Origin of the sequence: Plantactinospora sp. ZYX-F-223, assembly GCF_039649625.1 — a bacterium.
Taxonomy (GTDB): domain Bacteria; phylum Actinomycetota; class Actinomycetes; order Mycobacteriales; family Micromonosporaceae; genus Plantactinospora.
Genome location: NZ_JBDJAV010000062.1, coordinates 22,167 through 39,591, shown reverse-complemented (window position 1 = coordinate 39,591; position 17,425 = coordinate 22,167). Strand labels below are relative to the sequence as shown.

The 17,425-nt window shown below is 70.1% G+C and carries 14 protein-coding genes and 1 pseudogene; 7 read left to right on the top strand and 8 right to left on the bottom strand.

Going from position 1 to position 17,425, the window contains the following annotated elements; genetic code table 11:
• Positions 1–830 precede the first annotated feature (830 nt).
• Positions 831–1,469 (top strand): hypothetical protein, encoded by a 639-nt coding sequence (locus AAH979_RS37910; protein ID WP_346262960.1) that lies wholly within the window; start codon positions 831–833, stop codon positions 1,467–1,469.
• Positions 1,470–1,880: 411 nt separating this feature from the next.
• Here the strand turns inward: AAH979_RS37910 and AAH979_RS37905 are convergent.
• A pseudogene (locus tag AAH979_RS37905) lies at positions 1,881–2,273 on the bottom strand (conjugal transfer protein TraC); the annotation flags it as partial.
• 417 nt (positions 2,274–2,690) lie between these two features.
• Between AAH979_RS37905 and AAH979_RS37900 the strand changes: the two are divergent.
• On the top strand, positions 2,691–3,848 hold the full coding sequence (locus AAH979_RS37900) for a polysaccharide deacetylase family protein (RefSeq protein ID WP_346262959.1): 1,158 nt from the start codon (positions 2,691–2,693) through the stop codon (positions 3,846–3,848).
• 43 nt (positions 3,849–3,891) lie between these two features.
• On the opposite strand, the gene AAH979_RS37895 is transcribed toward AAH979_RS37900, so the two are convergent.
• On the bottom strand, positions 3,892–4,845 hold the full coding sequence (locus tag AAH979_RS37895; protein WP_346262958.1) for an aldo/keto reductase: 954 nt from the start codon (positions 4,843–4,845) through the stop codon (positions 3,892–3,894).
• Positions 4,846–5,566: 721 nt separating this feature from the next.
• On the opposite strand from AAH979_RS37895, the gene AAH979_RS37890 reads away from it, so the two are divergent.
• Positions 5,567–6,058 carry a hypothetical protein gene (locus AAH979_RS37890; RefSeq protein ID WP_346262957.1) on the top strand — a complete coding sequence of 164 codons (492 nt, stop codon included), beginning with the start codon at positions 5,567–5,569 and terminating at the stop codon, positions 6,056–6,058.
• A 426-nt stretch (positions 6,059–6,484) separates the two neighbouring features.
• Here AAH979_RS37890 and AAH979_RS37885 read toward each other — a convergent pair whose 3' ends face one another.
• On the bottom strand, positions 6,485–7,573 hold the full coding sequence (locus tag AAH979_RS37885; protein ID WP_346262956.1) for a hypothetical protein: 1,089 nt from the start codon (positions 7,571–7,573) through the stop codon (positions 6,485–6,487).
• Here AAH979_RS37885 and AAH979_RS37880 point away from each other — a divergent pair.
• The 4 genes from AAH979_RS37880 to AAH979_RS37865 all read left to right on the top strand — a co-directional run bounded on the left by AAH979_RS37880 (position 7,515) and on the right by AAH979_RS37865 (position 12,896).
• Complete coding sequence (locus tag AAH979_RS37880) at positions 7,515–8,483, top strand: recombinase family protein (protein ID WP_346262955.1); 969 nt, start codon at positions 7,515–7,517, stop codon at positions 8,481–8,483. The two genes, AAH979_RS37885 and AAH979_RS37880, sit on opposite strands and share 59 nt — an antisense overlap.
• 35 nt (positions 8,484–8,518) lie before the next feature.
• Positions 8,519–8,641 carry a hypothetical protein gene (locus tag AAH979_RS37875; RefSeq protein ID WP_346262954.1) on the top strand — a complete coding sequence of 41 codons (123 nt, stop codon included), beginning with the start codon at positions 8,519–8,521 and terminating at the stop codon, positions 8,639–8,641.
• Positions 8,642–8,861: 220 nt separating this feature from the next.
• Positions 8,862–11,738, top strand: coding sequence for an AAA family ATPase (locus AAH979_RS37870; RefSeq protein ID WP_346262953.1), 2,877 nt, complete (start codon positions 8,862–8,864; stop codon positions 11,736–11,738).
• Between the two features lie 339 nt (positions 11,739–12,077).
• Positions 12,078–12,896: a BTAD domain-containing putative transcriptional regulator gene (locus AAH979_RS37865; RefSeq protein ID WP_346262952.1), complete on the top strand. Its 819-nt coding sequence runs from the start codon at positions 12,078–12,080 to the stop codon at positions 12,894–12,896.
• A gap of 15 nt (positions 12,897–12,911) precedes the next feature.
• Here the strand turns inward: AAH979_RS37865 and AAH979_RS37860 are convergent, their stop codons facing one another.
• The 5 genes from AAH979_RS37860 to AAH979_RS37840 form a co-directional block, all read right to left on the bottom strand.
• Positions 12,912–13,694, bottom strand: coding sequence for a hypothetical protein (locus AAH979_RS37860; protein ID WP_346262951.1), 783 nt, complete (start codon positions 13,692–13,694; stop codon positions 12,912–12,914).
• A 385-nt stretch (positions 13,695–14,079) separates the two neighbouring features.
• The gene (locus AAH979_RS37855; protein ID WP_346262950.1) at positions 14,080–14,658 is read right to left on the bottom strand and encodes a phage tail protein; all 579 of its coding nucleotides are present in this window, start codon (positions 14,656–14,658) and stop codon (positions 14,080–14,082) included.
• Positions 14,659–14,689: 31 nt separating this feature from the next.
• Positions 14,690–16,639, bottom strand: a complete 1,950-nt coding sequence (locus tag AAH979_RS37850; protein WP_346262949.1) for a putative baseplate assembly protein — start codon at positions 16,637–16,639, stop codon at positions 14,690–14,692.
• Entirely contained in the window at positions 16,639–17,061 is a 423-nt protein-coding gene (locus AAH979_RS37845; protein WP_203869014.1) for a GPW/gp25 family protein, read from the bottom strand. The genes AAH979_RS37850 and AAH979_RS37845 overlap by 1 nt, the downstream gene beginning before the upstream one ends.
• 5 nt (positions 17,062–17,066) lie before the next feature.
• Positions 17,067–17,411, bottom strand: a complete 345-nt coding sequence (locus tag AAH979_RS37840; protein ID WP_346262948.1) for a PAAR domain-containing protein — start codon at positions 17,409–17,411, stop codon at positions 17,067–17,069.
• Positions 17,412–17,425: the final 14 nt, after the last annotated feature.

Here is a 17,425-nt window from a genome sequence, read left to right as displayed (position 1 = left end):
AACCACCACCCTCCAGGAAGCAACAGAGATTACTGTAACCGTGGTTGCATCGAATGGTCCAGTGGTCGGCGTGCATGCGGCGGTCACCCTGTTGCATCCAGCGAAATCCACAACGCTGGCCAGCCCTAACGCGACGACTCCAGCGCCGAGCTGACCATGTCCACCCAGTCATGCGAATGCGACACCGGTCGACGCCGTAACCGACGCACCACCTGGCCCCGTTGTCGGGATGGTCATCCCCGGTCTGGTGATCATCGCGATGTGCGTGACTGCGGCGCTCGCCCCGCACCTGCTTCTGTTCGCGCCCAATGTTTCCTGGTCACACCGGTGGCGGAACAACCCAAGGTTCCTCGCGCTGTCGACCAGGCACAGCGGCGGTGAGGCAGGTACCCGTCACCTCGGCTCCATAGGCGCTCGTATACGCGCCAACGTCGCAGCGGCCGACCGGCAGCAACGTCTGCCTGACCGCGAAACGGGCGACCTGATCGCCGCCCCGAGCGGACGAGTTCTACGAAGCCCGTGCCTGCTACCGTCCACCCACCGCCCTCGCGGCTTGAAACCCCGGTGTCCGGTCCCGGGGTGGAACCTCAAGGACGGCTCGCGGGCCGGTCCGTTCGCACACGTCCGGACCGTTCGCGGCATGCGCCGGCATTGCCGAAATCCTCGGCAGGAGTGGATCCGGACTGAATGCTCGGCAGGGGTGGACGGTTGACCTCGGATCGTGGATCCACGCCCTGTCCGGGCCGCCATATCGACTGCTTTCGCCGGCACCCACCCGCCTGTTAGCTTCAATGCCCTGACTTCGCCGGCTGTTCCAGAAGGGGTACGCGGTGGTGATTCGGACGTACGCGCCTGGGCGGAAGTGGTGGCGGTCGGCCGTACTGTCGACGCTCACGGTGGCGGCCTCGGCGGGGCTGGTCGTCCTGGTGGAGGCCGCCCCGGCCGCCGCCTCCCCGGGGCTCTGTATCGAACTCGGCGCCCGGGACTGGGAATGGGTTCCTTCGTCCCCGGAGCGGCCCGTCTGGGAGAGTTACGACTATCTCTCGTTCAATTCGACGCCTACCTTCAATGTCAGCGACACCAGGATCGCGGTGAACAACCTGGACACCCCGGCGAGCGTCACGTTCACCTCACAGCAGTCGCAGACGTTCAGCGTCTCGGTCAGCGCGAGCATGAAGGCGTCGCTGCTCAAGAAGCTGGAGCTGACGGTCGGCTCGAACGTCCAGTGGTCGCGGACGACGGCGGTCGGGGTGTCGGTGACCGCTACCGTGCCGCCGCGCTCCGGGATCCGGGGGGACTACGGGGTGCAGGCGTATGACGTGACCTTCGAGGCGCAGACCTGGGGCCGCAGGACGATCCAAATCGGGTACCCGCCATCCCGGATATACACCTGCGAGGATCTCGGCGTGCGTACGTATCACATCAACGCACCCACAGATCTGGAGGGCTGGCGCGTCGGTCCGCTGTAGGGCCGCAAGGATCCTCGGTCACGCGCTCGCCGGGTGTCGGAGATCATGTTGCCCGCCGCCCGGTGGGCTGGGCAGCTTCCAGTTCCGGGTCCCCCACGGTTCGGACATCCGTGCCGCCTTCTGGTTTCTGACCGACGCTTCCACAAGCCACGCAGCGGTCAACGACTCCCACGGCAGTCCCCGATCTCTGTGGGCAAATTGGTAGTGCCCAGCTACGGCTATCGGTCTGCGGTCGACGACTATCTCCACAACCGCCCCTTCACAGCCCGAGCACCACAGGTACCGGTTGTTTGCTCGGCTCCGCCAGAACGCCCGCCGAGGGCCCAGTACGCCGGCTCACGCGCCCGGAATTCCCTAAACTGCATGTACTCTCCTCGCCTCCGGAGCGGAATTTCCCAGACTCAATCGGGATCACCGATCAGGATCGTCGACCTCGAAGCCCGTGACGATCAACTCGTGCTCTTCTGGGCAGGCGTGGCTGTGGAAGGCCGCCCGGGCTGATCCTGCCGTGAGGAGCGCGTCGCCGCGTTGGCAGGACAGCAGGAAGGCCCGCTCGCCGTCGGTGAGTCCGAACGCGTCGGCCACGGCGTCGATCGCCTGCGGGGCCTGCCGCAACAGCACCTGGGTGGCTGGGTTGGAGACGACGGCGCGGCCGGTCTTGGTGGCGAGCACGTCGGCGGGGTCCTGGGTCACCACGGTCAGGCCGACGCCGTATTTGCGGGCGGACTTGGCCAGGGTCTCCAGGAGCACTCCGCCGCGTCCGCCGGGCAGCAGTTTCCATGCCTCGTCCACCAGCACCATCCGCAGCACGACGTGGCCGGCGAGACCGACGAACACCCGCAGCTGCACGCCGAGCTCGTCGAGGCGATCGTCGTCGGGGATCCCGAACGGGCCGCGGCCACCATGTCGACGCTGCTCCAGCCCATGATCAACCAGGCCGGACTGGGTGCCGCACCCTGACGATCGCTGCCGGGGCGGGGCGGTATCGGATTGCAAGATCGTCAGGTAGCGTGGCGCCGATTGCCGACCTGTTCGTCGAGGGTTGCCCGCTACGGGCATCCCGCTGAATGTGGAGGACCCTTGCCAAATCCGATCATCGCGCCTCGATCGGTCCCCGCGTGGGCCCCGGCCAAGTGGACGCAGAACTTCCAGACGGGCCATGGGTGGAGTGTCACGGGCGGCAACGTGGGGTCGTCGAATCTCAACGACGACAGTGAGTGCGTGCGCGGAACCCAGTCGGTCTGGATCACCACGGCGGGACGTGCCACCGAGAACGGCGCGGGCGCCGACCAGGCCAACGTCCAGCGGTTCGCGGGGCCGGCGCTCGACCTGACCGGCAAGGCGATCCGCCTGATGTTCAAGGTCTCGGACGTCTCCAGGCTGCGCTGGATCAGCTTCTACGTGGGCACGGCCAGCCTGGCCAACAGCTTCAAGTGGCGGGTGCACACCCACACGACCACGCAGAACTGGGTGCAGACCGGCGAGTGGGTGATGGTCACCCTGCAATGGGGCGACGTCCAGTCGGCCAGCGGCGCCTTTACCCTGTCGTCCACGCGGATGCCGTCCACCACCAAGGGCTTCACCGACCTGCGGTTCCAGGTGATTGACGCCGGCACCGGCCCGGTCACGGTCCGCCTCCAGTCGATCGAGCTGGTCGACGACACGAGCGTGAGCTACCCGGACGGCCTCGTGTCGATCACGTTCGACGACTCGTGGGCGGACGTCTTCCGCAACGGGCGTCCGGCGATGGACACGTACGGCTACCGCGGCACCACGTACACCATCGCCGACCAGATCGGCACCGACGCAAAGTACACCGTGGCCCAGCTCCGGGCGGCGCAGAACCTCTCGGGGTGGGAGGTCGCCGGACACAGCCACCAGGGCATCGTGCACGAGAAGCGGTACGACGGTGTGACCGCGGAAGAAGTGGACACCGATGCCGCCAATCTGCGGGCCTGGCTGGTCGAGAACGGTTTCCACGGCGACTCGTTCGCCTACCCCGGCGGCCGGTTCGGGAAGACAACGGACGGCGTGAGCGTCGAGTCGATCGTGTCCCGCTACTTCGGCACCGGCCGGTCGATCATCGCAGAGGACAACCGCGAGATCACGCCGCCGCCGATGCCGCACCGGCTCCGGTCGCTGACCGGCATCAGCTCGATCGCCAACGGCCTGTCGAACCCGGCCCACCTGGCCGGCCCGGGTGGTCTGCTCGACCGCGCGCAGCAGGCCGGCGGCTGGTTGATCCTGTGTTTTCACCGCATCGTCACCACCACCCCGACGAACAGCGCCGAGTGCCACAAGGACGACTTCGCGGCCATCATGCGGGCTATCAACGCCCGCGGCATGGCCGTCCTGCCGGTCGGCGAGGTTGTCAAGTAGGCCGTCGCGCCGCGCCTCCCGACCGGAGGCGTGGCGAAACGGCCTACGCCGTCGCGGCCAGGTAGTCGATCATGCGGGCCCTCTGCTCCTCGTCGGGCAGGGGGCCTCGCAGTGCCCGCATGTTCTGGGCGACCTGGGCGGGGCTGCCCGCGGGCGGCAGGGCGACCGTGACGGCCGGGTGGGCCAGGACATACTTCAGGAAGAACTGCGTCCAGGTCGTCGCGCCGAACTCTGCCGCCCAGCCGGGCACCGGACGCCCCGCGACCATCTGGTGCAGGCGACCGTCCTCTGTCGGCATAGTGACGATGACGCCGACGCCCCGCTCTGCGGCGAGCGGCAGGATGTGCTCCTCGGCCGTCCGGGTGAGGATCGAGTAGCGAACCTGGACGACGTCGACGCCCGCGTTGCGCATCAGAATCTCGATGGCCGGGAAGTAGCGCGTGTCCTGGTGACCGACGCCGACGTACCGGATCTTTCCGGCCGTCTTCCACCGCCGCAGCAGGGGCACGGCGACCTCGGCGTCGGCCAGGTCGTCGACCTGCAGAACGTCGATCTGATCTCGCCGCAGCCGCGCCGCGGTGGCCTGAAGCTGACGATCGTCACCGTCGGCCGAGCGGAGCCGCTGGCTCAGGAACATCTCGCTCGCGATGCCGAGATCGGTGGCGGCGTCGTGGAAAGCGTGCTCCGAGTCGCCGGACAGACCAGAGGTGTCGATCACCCGGCCGCCGGCTTCCCAGTGCGCCTTCAGGACGTTCCGCAGGTACGAACGCTGCGCCTCGGGACGCCGGTCGAGGCTGGTGAGGGCGAGCCCGATCGCCGGGAGCCGCTCGCCGGTACGCCCGAGGGCGCGCGGCCCGGGCGGGGCAGCGTGCGCGGCCCGCGCGTGGCCGGTGATCCCTGCGGCTAGCATGCCTGCCCCGGCCAGACCGGCGGTCAGCACGCTGCGCCGGGTCGGCCGGGCGAGCAGGAATGTCGGTGGCGATAGCTTGGATGTCACGTCGTTCCTCCCACTGCACCGCTGACCTGGACGCGCGGTAGCCGACCCGCACTCTAGCCAAGATCGGCAACGCTCGGGCAACCAGTGAACCTTTTCAACTTCCCCTTACGGTTCGGCGGACCGCAAGGTCAGACGCGGTGCGCGAGCGCCGCGCGGTTCAGGTTGAAAAAGGTTCAGTCAGCGCACCTCGCGATCCGTGCTCGACCGCGCCGCCGCAGGGACGCAGTGCGAGCGGGCGCAAGTGCACACGAGGTCGATGAATGTGGGACGATTCCCGCGGCCCGGTCGCTTGAACTCTGCCCTGACTGCCTGTGGCCATGCGCACGGGGGGTGCAGCGAAGTGAGTGGCGCAGCGAAAGTCATGGGACTAGGGGCAACGCCAATTCACTTCACAACGATGGGGATTCATTCTCACGCTATCGGAAGGAATATGCACAAGACGATTATGGCGCCGTGTGGTAACTGTGTGCGACTGTTGTCCGCGCTTGGTGCTGTGTCAAGAGGTGGTGGAGGTTAATGGTGGCGCGATTGCATTCATATCCTTGATGACACCTTGTCGTTGTCCAGTCGAGCTAGGCAATTTCTCGCGAGGAACGCTTCACGTCTCGGGTTCGACGCGGGTATGACTGGCGAGACTCTGCGTCAAGCGTTGTTGGAAAGTCATGGAAGTGGAAGTGGTCTGGTAGAGCTACTTGATGTCGTCCAATGTCGATATGGAGGCGTGCGTTACTCGAGTCGATACTTCGGCACTAGCGTTGACTTCACCCCGGTCTGCGAGCCCGATGCGGGCGAGGAGCTGGAAATCTCATACGCGGTATGCACCAATAGTCCGGCGGGCGCTGCGTTCGATTACGCTGGTCGGCTGACCGTTATCTTCGACGAAGCGGCGGTGCATGATTTTGCATCGTTGGATGCCTTAATTGAGCACGACGCTTTTCTTGATTGGCTGTACGCACTACCGTACGCGGGAGCATTCTACGGCAATAACCTAACCGATGAGCGGGAGATCCTCGATCGCTTGCACCGGATCTCATCGAGCGTGCGACGAGTGGAGAACGCATCAGGAAGACTTTCGTTCGCTTTTGAGGCGGAGGAATTCGCTGTAGGTGTAAATAGCGCGTGGAGTTCGCTGGTTGGCATAATGCCGCCTCGCCTTCACGTAGGCGCGTTGGAAGAGGATGTACTCAATGGTATAGTCGGTACCTTCTCTTAGTCCAAGTGCGCTGCTCGCCGTGGCGGCGAGATTGGTTCAAAGGTGCTGTACGGCCGAGTTGCGTTATCGGCTCACATTGTAGCTAGCAACAATGGTTATCAACCGGTGCAGGTCGGCGCGGTCGCGCGGCTTGGGGTGGCGAGATGCGCCCCGGTTGCTGTCGCGACTGATGTCAATGGATCATCTATATCCAAGATCATGGATTCCATGGATTGGGTGTCGGCCTCAGGATGGAGACTCCCTACGGGGAGTGTGAAGGGTTGTCAGGCGCGTTGGCGACTCGGTGTTGGTGGGCGTGCGCGCGGGGCCGTAGGCCTGGAGCGCGTGCGCGCGGCCCGGCCTTGCGCCGGGCCGTTCTTGATCTGGTGAAGCAATTCTTAGCCCAGTGGCTCTGTTGCGTTGGGAGGCTGATCGGTTCCGGTGTGATCAGCTGAGCTCAGCGACGCGGGTGGTGAGGGGCCCGGTTACTGGGTCGAGCCACTCCCGGGCCAGCAGGCCGGTCAGTACCTCCCGTGGCCGGAGCGTTCCTGTCTGGGCCGTAACGGCGGTGATCCACGCGTCGCGGACTTCGACCGGCGGGCGCACATCGCCGAGTGTGGTTGCCCACCGCTCCAGATCGTCGGACAGGATTTGCACTGCCTGCGCCAGGGCGTGCTCGGAGGCTTCCGCTGCGTCAGTGCGTTCATCGAGCTGCTCCTGCGCTTTCTGAGTCACGTCGTCGAGTGCCTGCCAGGCCGAGGACGCCTTGCTGGCAGCGCGGATCAGTTTCCGCAGCGTGCCGACCTGGGCGCGGCGGGTGGTAATCGCTGCGTCGAACCGGTCGACGTCTCCGGATGCTGCCCACTGCGGAACCTGGTTGCCGAGCCTGGCAACCGCCGCGGTGTCGGCCGCACGGCGGGCGGCGAGGTTCAGCTCCTGCTCAGCATTTCCGTGCTTTTCGTCGGCCTTCTCCTGCTCGGACTTGGCCGCTTCGAGGTCAGCGCGGGTCCGTCCGAGGTGAGCGGCGGCTTTCTCCGCGCGGCGGTTCGCCGCATTCGCTTCCGTACGCAGCCGCTTGGCGTCGTTGGCCCGCTCTACCGCGCTCGTGTACGCCGCGGAGCGCAGCAACTGCATCAGTTCTGTACGCGTACGGTCGCGAGCTTCTTCGAGGTGCTGGGTGTTTCTCGCCTCCTCGTCCAGGCGTTTGCGGGCGTCGTCCAGGTCTGCCTTCGCGGCGCCGACCTGGGCACGTGCCTCCGTGACACCGGTGTCGGCGGCGATCAGGGTGTCGGCGTGCAGACGAAGGACGGCGTCGGCCCACGGTCGCCATGCCCGTGTGAGGTAGACGGCGATTGCTTTGCGGGCCTGCTCGGCCGAGTCCCGATCGCGGGCCAGCTGTTCGAGCTCTTGCCAGCCGTGGGCGAGTTCGGTCACCTCGCTCGTCGCAACCGGTGGCAGCGCCGAGCGGATCTGTGAGGTGAGCCGATCAGGGTCGAGTTTCTGCCCCAGGTGCGGGGTGCGCAGCACCTTCAGCATCTCGATTACAGTCGTACACCGGTCGGTGTCGTCGGACCCGAACAGGTCAGTGGCGAGCCAGACCCTCGTCGACCAGCATCAACGCCGCCAGGCGGGTGAACCACCCATACGGGGACGGCTTCCGTCTGGTCCGTCGACGCTCGTGTCCCGGCACACCGCCTGCGGACGCGGCTCCTATCCGGCCGGCCAAAACCGCTGTGCCTACGCGAAGACCTGCTCCTCGCCCGCATCGCACGGCAACTCGACGGCCCGAACAGCGGAAGTCCGCGACGACCCTCGCACTGTCGCCACATACTTGCACCGCCTGGAACCTGACCCGGCCGCCACACCCCACGTGCGGTGGATCTTCGAACAGCGGCTTAACGGCCGCAGCGTGGCCAGCATCGCCCGCGAACTCAACGACATGCCGTGCCCGTCGGGCGCCGATCCGGTACGTAACCCGCACCGCAGCGGCCAAGGCTGGATGCTTACTGCCGTTGGGGCGTTCCTGGCCAACCTCCGCTACACCGATCGGCAAGTTGCCCTACAACGAAAGTCCGCGACGACGCGCGAGCTACCGCTGCGTACCTGCGGGCAAACCAGGTCACCATCACCTGCGACGCCGACACCATCACCCTCGATCGGCAGCCGTCGGCGGTACAAATTCCACGCCAGAAGAAACGATCCCCACCCGAGCCGCTCGGAACATGAACGGCTGTCGTGGGGATTAATGTGTCCGAATCGTTACAGCAACCTCACATGCGGGTCCCGCCGATTCGGAGATCATATTTCGGTCCGTAGCGATGCTGGATGCAATATGTGCACGCGGAGTAACGTAAAATGCCGGCCCAAGACCATCGGCTGCCAGACCTTTCCCTGCGATGCGCGCGTCCGAGGTGGGTTGCACGGGATCGCCGTGTATGGCGGATAGGGCGCCCTTGTCGGTTCGGGAGGCGGATGGTGATGATGACGCTGCTACGGCGGAACCGTCAGCGGCAACGCCGGATCGAGGACCTGGCCTGGGTCAACGGCGGCACGGTCACCGGCAACGCGGTGGTGGAGGGCACCGCGACCCTCCTGCCGCAGTGACGCTGAGCATCCCGTAGACGAGCAAGATCGGTTTCATGACGCGCCGCTCGCCGAGCGGTGCCCGGCGCCGCTCCGGATTCTTTAGCACGGAACGACTCCGAATAATTGTGTGTTACATCATCAGGCATCAATGGCTGTTGGTGGATGGGCCCGGGGATCGTCGGCTAGCATATGCCCGTGGTTGTCGCCCCTGCTTCCATTCCGGACGTGTGTCGCCGTCATGTTCCCGGTTGAGCTGCCGACCGTCTGGGCCGGCCGGGAGAAGGAACTGGCGGCACTGCACACGGCCGTCGAGGCCACCCGTCAGGGCCGGGGATCGGTGCTCTGGGTGGAGGGCGAGGCCGGCATCGGCAAGTCCACCCTGGTGGCCGCCGGACTCACCGGCGCCGGGCTTCGGCCCGGCGAGCTGTTGTGGGGCACCGCAGACCAGTTGTCGCACCGCTTTCCACTGCGGGTGATGCTGGACTGCCTCCAGGTGCGACCGCGCTCGCCGGATCCCCGCCGAGCGCGGATCGCCGAGTTCCTGCAGGACCGCCGACCAGGGCTGTTCGCCGCGGACGACGTCGCCTACGCCGCTACCGAGGCGCTCGTGTCACTGGTCGACGAGCTCGCCACCGACACGCCCACCGTGCTGGTCCTCGACGATCTGCAATGGGCGGACGAGGCGTCGTTGATGCTGTGGCACCGGCTCGCCCTCGCCGCCGAGGAACTTCCGCTCCTGCTGGTCAGCGCCACCCGTCCGGTGCCGGCCCGTCAGGACGTGCAGACGCTGCGGGCGGCGACGCTACGCCGGGGTGGCACCCTGCTTCCGCTCGGCGCGCTCGACGCGGACGACGTCCGTGCCCTGGTCACCGGAATGCTCGGGGTGCCGCCGGGACCCGCGCTCAACCGCCTGCTCGGGCGAGCCATGGGTAATCCGCTGTACCTGCGTGAACTGCTCGACGCCCTGGCCCGGGAGCAGACGGCCGGCGCCGCGCTGGCCGACGGCGAACTCTCCGACGACGCGTTCGAACGGGTTCCGGCCTCCTTCACGGCCGCGCTGAGCGACCGGCTCAGTGTGGTCTCGGTGGCGACCGCCCAGATGCTGCGCACCGCCTCACTGCTCGGCGGTGAGTTCGCGGTCACCGACCTCGCCGCGCTGCTGCGCCGTACGGCCTCCGACCTGGCGGAGGGCTTGCAGGACGCGGTCGCCGCCGGCATCGTCGTCGGCGTCGGCGACCAGCTCGCCTTCCGGCATCCGTTGATCCGTCAGGCCCTCTACGACAGCGTGCCGGCCGCGCTGCGGGCGGCGCTGCACTGCGAGGCGGCGAAGGCGCTGGTGTCCGCCGGCGCCGAACCGCTGCGGGTGGCCCAACAACTGCTGGCGGCCGGCCGTCCGGGAGACGAGTGGACACGTACCTGGGTGGTCGAGGCGGTGCCGGCACTGGCCGCGAGGGCCCCGGACATCGCGATGGAACTCCTGCAGCGGGAACTGGAGGCGGGCCAACTCGACCGGACCGACCGGGCCGCCCTGACCGTCGAACTCGCCCGGGTACTGCTCGGCGTCGGGCGCCATCCGGAGGCCGCCGACCGGGCCCGGCAGGCGCTCGCCGTGGCGACCCGGCCGGAACACCGGGTCGAGATGTCCTCGATACTGGCCCGCACACTGTTCCACCAGGGCCGCAACGAGGAGGCCGTGGACGTCGTCCGAAGCGCGCTCGGCCGCCCGGACGTGCCGGCGGTGTGGCGGGCCCGCCTGCTGGCCTCGCTGTCGATGTTCGAGCGGGCCAGCACCGGCGAGCTGGACACCGCCGACGGCACCGCGCGTCAGGCGCTGCGGGTGGGGGAGGAGGCCGGGGACGCGTTCGCCACCGCCTACGCGCTGACCGACCTGTGGCTGACGCACTCGATCCGGCGGGACCACGACGCCGCCCTCGGCTACGTCGACCGGGCGCTGATGGTGCTGGGCGACGCACCGGAGCACACCGACCTGCGCACCTTCGCCTTCGACAGCCGAATCTTCAGCCTGCAGAACCTCGACCGGTGGCCGGAGGCGGAGGCGACCCTGCGCCGCGCCCGCGACCTTGGTCAGCGGGCCGCCGGATCCGGTCAGGGCGTCTCGGCGCTCACCGCAGCCGTGTTGCTGTACTGGCTCGGTCGGTGGGACGACGCCCTGGCCGAACTCGACACCGTCGACCGCGACACCACCGGCATCACCTACTCCGGGCTCCGTGAGCGAGGACCGGCGTTGCTCTGGCACGGTGTCGCCGCGTTCATCGCCGGACACCGGGGCGACAACGGCACCGCGGCCGAGCACCTCCGGGCGGGTCTCGCGCTGCCCGTCCGGACCGTCGCCGACCGGGAGAACCGTGACTTCCTGCTCGCCGCCCGCGCGCTCGCGGCCGAGCAGGAGGGGGAGCCGGCACGGGCGCTGTCGCTGCTGTCGACGCTCCTGGAACGCGTACCCGGCGAAATGACCCTGCTCCACCAGTGGATGCCCGAGCTGGTGCGACTCGGGATGGCGGTGGACGACCGGCCGGCGGCGCGGGCGGCGTTGCAGGCCTGCCAGGCGGAGGCTGCGGCGGAGTCTCGGCCGGGTCGGGCCGCCGCGGCGGCGCGCCGGTGTCAGGGCCTGCTCGACGGGGATCCGGCGCCGCTGCGCGAGGCGGTCGCGTACTACCAGTCGGTCGGTTCACCGGTGGAGTTGACCGGGACGCTGGAGGACCTGGCCGCAGTGCTCGCCGGGGGCGGCCAGCAGGCGGAGGCGAGGACGCTGCTGGGTGAGGCGGTCGATCGGTACGACGCCCTCGGTGCGCTCTGGGACATCCGTCGGGCCGAGGGACGACTACGGCGCGTCGGCGTCCGTCGGGGTGTCCGTGGTCCCCGGCCGGCCCGCGCGCAGCTCGGCTGGGAGGCGCTCACCCCGACCGAGACCCGGGTGGCCGTCCTGGTCGCCGAAGGACGGTCCACACCGGACATCGCCCGAGAGCTGTATCTTTCCCGGCGTACCGTGCAGACCCACATCTCGCACGTGCTGGGCAAGCTCGGCGTACGGAGCCGGGTGGAGATCGCGCGTGAGGCGTTGCGCCGGGAGACCGCCTCCAACCCTGGAGCCTGACGCCCGGACACCACCGGCCGGTCGGAGGCCACGGCGCACGGCTCCGCCGGGGACATCCGTCATCTCACGTGGAGTTGGTGGCGCCGGACCGGACGGTCCGGCCGGTCTCCTGGGCTCGGGCACACCGCCGGCACGTCCGTCGGTCAGGTTGCCGCCGCAGGCCCGCGACCGGCCCGAGGTGACGGCTGGACGTGACCCGGGCAGCGGTCGGGGTCGGGGGATCCGGCTACCGCCGGGGCCGGATCGGTTCACGTCAACTAGCCGATGTCCGCGGCGGCCCGCTGAGCCAGGCTGGGTCTACGCGAGTGCGACCGATGCCAGGACGGAGGAGTTCCGAGGATGGGGTATTCGATCCACCAGACGATCCGGAGTCGGACGGCCGAGCGGCTGGCACCGGAGGTCGGGGCGCTGTCCGGGTACGCCGGTCCGTCGCTCGTGGTGCGCTGTTTCGGCGGGTTCCAGTTGACGATCCCCGGGCGGCAGTTGGACTGGACGACGGTACGGCCGAGGGTCCGGGCCCTGCTGCGCTTTCTGGCCGCCCACGGGGGGAGGCCGGTGCACCGCGAGATCATCCTGTCGGCGCTCTGGCCGGAACTACCGGTCCGGTCCGGCATTCGCAATCTGCACGTCGGCGTCTCCACGCTTCGGGCGTTCCTCGAACCCGGCGTGCGGCGCGGTGAGTCCACGTTCGTCCGGCGTGACGGCGAGTCCTACCGGCTGGCGCTGCCGCACGCCGCGCTCTGCGACGTGCGCTCCTTCCAGGAGGCGGTCGCGGCCTGGCGCCGGACCGTCGGTACGGGGCAGCGGGCCGCCGAGGCGGCTGCCCTGCGGGAGGCCCTCGCCCAGTACGCGGGCGACCTGCTGCCGGAGGATGGGCCGGCCGAGTGGGTGGTAGCCGAACGCGACCGCTACCGCACGTCGGCGGCGGAGTCGGCGGCGATGCTCGCGGCGCTCGAACTGGAGGCGGGGCACCTCGCGGCGGCGGTCGCGGCGGCACGGCGCGGACTGGAGATCGACGGATTCCGTGACGACGCCTGGCGGGTACTGGCCGAGGCGCACCAGCGTTCCGGCGATGCGGCGGCGGCCGCGCGGACCCGCAGCGCGTACGGCCGGGTGTTGCGGACGCTCGGGGTGTCCGGACCGGCCTGGGCCGCGTGAGAGCAGCCCGCGTCGTCAGGAGGAACGGTGGAAGATCTCCACCTCGGCGATCGCGGTACGGCGGTCGGCGGCGCCGCCGTAGCTCTGGCGGACGGTCAACCGGATCCGCACCACGTCAGGGAAGACCCGGCGGAAGGTCTGCGGACCGGCTCGGTCGGCAAGCCGCAACGTGGTGGTTTCCGGCTCGCCCTGACTGGTCCAGACGGTCAGTTCCAGCTCCGCCGGTCGGGCCTGCCGCAGGAACACGTCGCGCTGGGCCGACACACCGGAATGGACGATCAGGTTGAGCATCCGGAACGGCGTGCCGAAGGTCAGTTCCACGTACTCGCCGCGCCCCGGGCCGTTTCCCGCCGGTGCCCAGTAACTGTTGCTGAGTCCGTCCACGACCAACTCCGCGGAGTGGCTCCGCGCCTGGCTCGACGCGCCCACCGACACCGGACTCACCGGCTCTGGATCGGCGAGCCGGTCACGTACCGCGTCGCTGGCCCGGGTGCCGAGCCGGACCACGCCGTAGCCGAGGCCGGCGAGCAGGGCGACGGCGAGCAGCAGGATGCCGATCCGGTGGACCAGACCCCAGCCGCCCGAGCGGGGCCGGGCCAGCCACCGCGCCCCACGGACCAGGGCCCGGCAGAGTCGGCGCCACCACGAGACCGGGGCCGCCGGTCCGGGCCGGACGGTATCGAGGGCCGCGCCGCACCGCCGGCAGAACCTCCGGTCCCGTGGGTTGCCGGTCGCGCAGGCCGGGCAGACGACGTCGCCGGCACCCTCGTCCGGCTCGGGCTGACGTCGTCGTACCACGGGTCGGCGGATCTGCGGCCGAGCCGGCTGGACAGCCTCCACGGCCGAGCCCGCCAGACGGTCCGGCGCGGTCCCGACCTCCGCCGTGGTTCCCGCTTCCGCCGGGCGGGCCGTCGCCGGGTCGGTGGCGCGGTCGGCGACGCCTTCCACGTCCTGCGGGCGACGGGCCACGGCAGCCGGCCGGTCGCCGTCTCCGTCCGCCGCCGGTCGGGTCGCTCCGGTCGGCCGCACGTCCGGCGGAGGGACCGTCGTGGCCGAGGGCCGGACGGCAGGGGTCGGAGTCGACGGCCGGGGCGGAGGCAGCGCATCCCCGGCCTGTTCCCATTCCAGGAACGATCCGCAGACCGCGCAGAACGCGCTGCCGGGTTCGGCCGGCGCGCACCGGTCACAGCGTTCCATCGTCGTCACCCCCGGCCACCCGCTCGTCCTCGATGACCACCCGAACGGTGCACGGCACGTGCGCGGGTCGGTTGGCCTCCACCAGAGCCCGCAGCCGGGCCAGCGGAACCAGGTCGGGGCCGGGCACCCGCACGGTCACCGTCAGGGCGGGCGCCGCCGTACCCGGCAGCGGCCCGCCCGGGGTCGACGACCAGACCGTACCGCCGTTCTCGGTGACCTCCGGCCGCACCCCGAAGACCGTCCGTACCTGCTCTGCCAGGCCCCGAGCCGTGCCGCGTACCCGGTGCAGCGCCACCGCGCTGGCGACCGCCTCGCGACGCTGCCGCAGCGTCCACCCCGGTGCCGTCTCGGCCGCCACCCAGCCGGCAAGCCAGTCGACGAAGTCGGCCGGGGCCAGCCGGGGGTCCAGATAGGCGGCGAGGTTGTCCAGCGTCGAGTGCACCGGGGCCAGCACCTCGTCGAAGGCGGCGAGCAGCCGTCCGGCCAGCTCGTCGGTGCCGTAGATCGTCGGCAGCCGGCTGCCGAACGGATGTGGTGTGCCGAGGCCCGGCACCGCGCCACGCATCGGACGCTCCTCTCTCCGGCCGGGGCCGGTCTCAGCGTTCCTCCACCCGGACCTGGTGCTCGTAGGAGAAGACCAACGCGTGCGGGTCGAGTGCCATCCGGGGCGTCGCCGTACCACGCCGGCCGGTGATCGGGTCGGCGGAGAAGAGCAGTACCTCCTCCACCAACGCGACGCCGGGCAGCTGCTGGAGTACTCCGAAGAGTTCGCCGGAGTGCACCGGCCGGCCGAACGGCCAGCCCGACCCGTCCGGCCCGCCACGCAGCGGGTTGAGATAGCCGTAGAGCGCGTCGAGCGCGGCGGTCCGGAGTCGCTCGACGGCCGCCCCGGGCCGGGCGGTCAACCGGGCCGCCACGGTGACGCCCTGGTAGAACGGTGGCTCCACGGCCAGGCGTACCCCGATGGGCCGGCGGGCGTCCAGATGCTCGGCAACGGTCGCCAGCATGTCGTCGGGCGGGATCAACTGCTCGAAGCGCAGTCGGTCACCCGCGTCCGCGACCGCCTCGGGCACGACGAGGACGCGTACCCCGCCGGCGTCGGCGCCGCCCCCGGCGGGCAGGCAGCGGATCCGGGCCGCGGCGGGCACCGCCTCTGCGGCGATCAGCTCGTAGTCGCGCGCGGTGACCGCCCGGTCCTGGGCCCGCAGCTGCACCGGACCCCGCTGTCGGGCGCTCTGTACCGACTCGCCGTCCACCCCGCCGGCGGCGGCCTCCCGGTTCTCCACCCGGCTCACGTACGGCACCGAGCTGCGCAGCATCGAGATCGCGCCCCGGGCCACGTTCCCGCGTCGCCCGCCGCCGGTGCGGTACCGGCGGACCCGCAACCGGGCGCCGTTGCGCGGAACCGCGCCGTACCGGCGGAGCGTTCCGTCGGGTTCGCGGACGGCCGGGCCGAACGCCACCTCGCCGGTGGTCCGGTCCACCGTCACGCACCGCTCGTCCGGACCGGTGCCGCCGAACGCGTCCACCTCGGCCCACTCCTGCCAGCCGGTGCCGTCGGAGACCTCGACCACGAACGGCTCGTCGTCCGGGATCACCGGCGGCCGGAGCACCCGGAAGCGTTGCCCCGGCACCCCCTCGGATTCGCCGAGGAACTCGCCGACCACCGTCTCGGCGTGCACCGCGGCGACCGTGCCGCCGATGGTGAAGGCCGACGCCGCCCGGATCGTCGGCGACGCCGCGTAGAACGGCTGTCCGGGCTCGGCTGCCACCAGCCGGCACCGCAGCCAGCCGGCCCGCTGGCCGCCGACGGTGGAGGTGGTGTGTCCGGCCGGCACGTGCAGCACCACGTCGCCGGGCCGGTTGAGTCCGCCGGTGGAGTCGCTGTCGACGTCGCACTCCACCCAGCCGGCACCGTCCCACGCCTCCCAGCGCAGCGGCGGCTGCCGAGGGTCGACCCCGATGCCCTGGACCCGGCTCTCCAGGCGCAGCACCACCGCGCAGGACGGGACCGCCGAGTCCAGGCCGAGCAGCAGGGCGTCGCCGACCGCGGGCGGGGTGGCGAAACAGGGTACGTCGTGGCCGTCCCACACCTGGTCGGTACGATCGGCCGCCGGCCCGTCGGCGGGGTGGACGCGCAGGTGAACCAGCTCGCACGGCACGATCGCCAGGTCGGCGGCGGTGGCGAAGACGATCGCCTCCTCCGTCTCGGTACGGACCGTGCCGGCCTCGGTGCCGGCCCGCAGCAGCACCGCCTCGGCCTGCGGGGCGGCGAGCCAGAAGGTGAGGTCGGCACGGGCGGCGGTCGGCGGGAAGAGCCGGACGCCGATCAGGTCGAGGAAGGCGAGGTAGTTCTTCTCCGGCACCCGGTTCAACCGGTACAGCAGCTCGTCCGTCATCTGGGCGAACGCCTCGATCAGCGTGACACCCGGGTCGGAGACGTTGTGGTCCGTCCACTCCGGACAGCGTTGCTGGATGAATCGCTTGGCGTCGTCGACCAGGTGCTGGAAGCGGCGGTCGTCGAGGTTCGGCGCGGGCAGGGCCATCAGTTCGTCGCCTCCGTCTCGGGCCCGTCGTGCGACGGGATTACGTAGAACGGGAAGACCAGGTTGCGTGGATCGTTGGTGCCCCGGACCAGGTACCGGATGTCGATGTAGAGGGTGCCGACGTGCACCTCGTCGAAGCCCACGAGCACGTCGGTGACCTCGATCCGCGGCTCCCAGCGGTCCAGCGCGGCCCGCACCTCGAAGGCGATCTGCCCGGCGGTGTTCTCGTCCGCCGGAGCGAAGACGTAGTCGTGCACCCCGCAGCCGAACTCGGGACGCATCGGCCGCTCGCCGGGGGCGGTACCGAGGATCAGCCGGATCGCCTCGACGATCTCCCGCTCCCGGTTGACCAGGGCGATGCCGCCGCCGGCGTCCAACCGGAGCGGGAACGCCCAACCGGCGCCGATGAACTGCTCCGCCACCTCGCTCAGCCCCCGATGAGAACGGTGCCGGCGCCGGTCAGGATCGTCGCCGAGCAGGTGGTCCGGTCGCCCATCCGGGCGGCGGGGAAGCCGCCGATCAGCACCTGTCCGCGTACCGGTGGCGGGCCGGGCAGCACGACGTTGCCCGGCCCGAGCGCCAGGTGCGGCGGCGGGATCGGACAGGTGCAGAGCGTGCCGACCACCGCGGCCGGCAGGCCACCGATCAGCACGCTGGACACGCCGAGCGTGGGTCCGGCGGTCGGCGCCGGCGCGCCGGCGCCGACCGGTCCGACGGTACCGGTGGGGGCGCCGTGGCCGATCCTGTCCCCGATCCGGGCTGCTGGTGGCATCGCGTCTTCCCTCC